The sequence below is a fragment of the Pseudomonas sp. GZD-209 genome (assembly GCF_049310485.1).
GTDB lineage: Bacteria > Pseudomonadota > Gammaproteobacteria > Pseudomonadales > Pseudomonadaceae > Aquipseudomonas > Aquipseudomonas sichuanensis.
The window spans coordinates 1-3798 of record NZ_JBMOWQ010000049.1 but is presented as its reverse complement, the minus strand read 5'-3'; the positions used below and the strand labels follow the sequence as shown (position 1 = coordinate 3798).

Here is a 3798-nt window from a genome sequence, read left to right as displayed (position 1 = left end):
CACCGAGCCCGGGGAGACCCCCCCCCGCAGGTGCGGGGGGCCTGTCTTCCCCCCGCGATGAGGATGGTTGACGCAGCAGGGATGCTAAGCGTGGCCGGCGTTGCGCCCTAGGCCAAAGAACCCTGGATTTCGGCCAGCGGCACGCTGCGGGCGAAGCGCGTGCGGTAGTCGCGCGGGGTGACTGCCAGGTGGCGCTGGAACGCCTGGCGCATGCGTTCCTCGCTGCCAAAGCCACAGTGGCGGGCAATCTGCTCGATGTGCTGGGTGGAGTTCTCCAGCAGGCGGCGGGCGGCTTCCAGGCGGAACAGCTCGATGGCCTTGGCCGGGGTGCGGCCGGTCTTCTGTTTGTACACCCGGGTGAAGTTGCGCAGGCTCATGCGCGCCTGCTCGGCCAGGCGTTCGACACTCAGGCGGGGGTCGCCCAGGTGGTCGTTGAGCCACAGGTGCAGGGCGTCGAAGGCGGCGCTGTCCTCGCCCTGGGCCTTGAGCAACTCGCTGAATTGCGCCTGCCCGCCGGGGCGCTTGAGGAACACCACCAGCTCGCGCGCCACCTGCATGGCCACCTCTCGGCCGCAATCGGCTTCCACCAGGGCCAGGGCCAGGTCGATGCCGGCGCTCACCCCGGCACTGGTCCACACCTGGTCCTGCTGCACGAAGATCGATTCGGCATCCACTTCGATGGCCGGGAAGCGCTGGTGCAGGGCGTCGCACATGGCCCAGTGGGTCGCCGCCCGGCGGCCGTCGAGCAGGCCGGCGGCGGCCAGCAGGAAGGTGCCGCTGCACACCGAGGCGGTGCGCCGGGCGCGGGCGGCGACCAGGCGCAGCCAGTCGACCAGTTCGCCGTGTTCGGGGAGGGTGCGGACGATCTCCGGGGCGCCCGGCACCACCAGTGTGTGCAGCGGTTCGTGCAACCAGGGCGGCAAAGGCTCGGTACCGACCGCCAGCCCTTCGGCGGTGGGCACCAGGCCACCGGTGAGGCTGGCGGTGACCACCCGGTAGCCGGGCAAGCCGCGTTCGGCGCGGGCCTTGGTTGCGGCCCAGAACACCGTCTGGGCGCCCGTCAAGTCGAGCAGGCCCATTTGCGGGTAGGCGAGGAACAGCACGGTGTGCGGCTGGTCGAGCGAATGCACGGGCGGGTCGGGGATTTGCGGGATATCGGTCATGGCGTGCTGCTTCGGGCGGGGGCTTGCCCCGCGATGAGGCCTTTGGCTCAGAAGCGGTAATCGACCGTGGCGAAGTACGAACGCGGCGCGCCCAGCAGCCACTGCTCGCCGCTGTAGGCCGACATCGCGTATTCACGGTCGAACAGGTTGTTCACCTGCAGCCCCAGGCGTACGTCCGGCAGCACCTGCCAGCCGATGTTGCCATCGACCACGGTGTAGCCCGGCACCTGCTGGTCGTTGGCGGTGGTGGCGTAGCGCTGGTCGACATAGCGCAGGCCGATACCGGCATCGACAGCCTGGCCGAAACCCTTGCTCAGCCACAGGTTGGCGGTGCGCCGTGGCACGTCGGTGGGGCGGTTGCCCGAGCGGTCGTAAGCGATGCCGCCGCTCACTTCGTCGAACTCGTCGTACTTCGCCCGCACCAGCGCCGCATTGGCCGACAGCTGCCACTGGTTGCCCAGCGCCAGTTCCAGGCTTGCCTCCAGGCCATCGGAGGTCTGTTGGCCGGCCTGCTGTTTGGTGTGGGTGACCGGGTCACTGACCAGCAGCTTGTCCTTGACGATGTGATAGGCCGCCAGGGTCCATTCGCCACGGCCTTCCCAGAAGCGCTGCTTGAGGCCCAGCTCGGTCTGCTTGGCTTCGGTCAGGTCCAGGCGTTGCTCGGGGCGCAGGGTGATCAGGTCGCCGACGCCGTCTTCGCTGGTGGAGTACTGGCCGTACAACGACAGGTCCTCGGTGACGGCGAACACCAGCCCGGCGCGCCAGTTGCCGCCCTGCAGGCTGCGGTCGCCGCGGCTGTCGTCGAGCAGGTTGCTGCGGTCGATGTGGTTCTGGTCACGGCGGATGCCGGTGACCAGCGCAAGGCGCTCGGTGAGCTGGGTGCGGTTTTCGGCGAACAGGGCGAAGGTGCTGGTTTTCGACAGCGACTGCGGCTGGGTCGGGCTGGCGCTATGGAAGGCACCGGGCGCGGGCTGCCAAGGATCGAGCGGGTCTGTGCTGCCGTCGTCGTAGGGCCAGTTGCTGTCGATGTTGAAGCGGATGCGGTTGTACTCGGCACCGACCACGGTCTTGCTGGCCAGGCCGAACAGTGAGTGGTCGAAGGTGAAGCTCTGGCGGTCGCCGATCTGCTCCTGGTTGTGCTTGATCTCGAGGAAGCTGCCGCGCTGCACCACCCCGTTGTCGGCGTCCCAGGCGTACTGCTCGGCGTTGCGCCAGTGGCGGCGGCTCTTGATGTAGTAGAGCTGGTTGCTGGCCGAGACGCTGTCGTTGATGGCCCAGTCGGTGGTGAAGCGTGTCCACTCATCAACGTAGCGCTGCACGTCGTTGCTGACGTTGTAGTTCTTCCTGGCCAGGCTGCTGCGCAAGTGGCCGTCGATCAGCGGCGTGCCGTAGTAATTGGCCGGCTGCGCATCGCCGCGCTCGTGGGCGAGGGTGAAGCTGAGGTCGTCGCTGGCATCGAAGCGCAGCGCGGCGCTCAGGGCCAGGCTGCGCGAGTCGGTGCGGTCGATGTAGCCGTTGCCGGCCTGCTGGTTGAGGGTGACGCGGTAGCTCAGGCGCTCGCTCAGGCTGCCGCCGCTGTCCAGGCCCAGTTGCTGACGGTCCCAGGAGCCGTAGCCCAGGCGCAGGTGGTTGCTGATCTCGCCGGCGAAGGGCTTTTTCGGGATCACGTTGACCACCGCGCCGGTGGCGCCTTCACCGTACAGCACCGAGGCCGGGCCGCGGATGACGTCGATGCGCTCGACCATCCACGGGTCGACCGGGAAGGTCTGGGTGCCGGCACCGGTGTACAGGCGTGCGCCGTCGAACAGGGTCATCACCGAGTTCTGCCCGCTGAAGCCGCGCGCCGACAGGCCGGTGCCGCCATCGCCGGGGGTGCCGATAAAGGTGATGCCCGGCGAGCGGGTTACGGCGTCCTGTACGGTGAGGTTGTTGCGCTGCTGGATCTGCGCCTCGCCGAGGCTGCTGGTGCTGGCGGGGGTGTCCAGGGCGCTGAGGTTCAGCCGTGAACCGGCCTGGGTCGGTGTGGCCAGGTCGACGGTTTGCGCATCGCGGCTGTCGGTGATGGCCGTGGAGGGCAGGGTGAGGGTGGTCTGCTGTTCGGCCTGGGCCGGCAGGGCGACGGCCAGGCAGGCCGCCAGGGAGTAACGCTTGCTGATACGGGACATGTCGTTCCACTGCTGCAGGAATGAATGGATCCCGGTGGAAAACACGCAAAAGGCGAACCGCGCACGCAGGCGCGCGCACGGATACCGGCCTGCGCCCGCCCACCGCGGGTTGCCAAGTGGAGCCTCAGGCCGGTCTCCGGGCTTGCGAGGGTCGTGAAGCCTTCACCTTCCCATGCTGGCGCACAGTGGTGTGTCGAAGGGTTCGCTCGCTTACCGTTGCGGGGGCAGCGCCGGACTTGTCGCATGGAGCGACGCACCGGCTTCCCGTTTCACCCTGCGCACGGCGGCGTAGGGCACCTGAAACTGGCGCGCATCTGACCATCGCGCGGGGAGTCAGTCAAGCTTTGGCGCGAACGGAAACATCATGTGGGTCAAGGGGTTGTGTGGTTGGCGTGCGGGCCTCATCGCCGGCAAGCCGGCTCCCGCAGGGTAATGCCGTACTACTGTGGGAGCCGGCTTGCCGGCGATGG

Annotated in this window: 2 protein-coding genes and 1 riboswitch; both genes read right to left on the bottom strand. The window is 68.3% G+C overall.

The window, feature by feature from the left end:
* Window positions 1–107: 107 nt before the first annotated feature.
* On the bottom strand, window positions 108–1163 hold the full coding sequence (locus tag ACO6VM_RS07165) for a GlxA family transcriptional regulator (protein ID WP_401058219.1): 1056 nt from the start codon (window positions 1161–1163) through the stop codon (window positions 108–110).
* A 47-nt stretch (window positions 1164–1210) separates the two neighbouring features.
* A complete protein-coding gene (locus ACO6VM_RS07160) occupies window positions 1211–3328 on the bottom strand; it encodes a TonB-dependent receptor (RefSeq protein ID WP_422402967.1) in 2118 nt (705 codons plus the stop codon).
* Between the two features lie 110 nt (window positions 3329–3438).
* Window positions 3439–3644: riboswitch (cobalamin riboswitch) on the bottom strand.
* Window positions 3645–3798 lie beyond the last annotated feature (154 nt).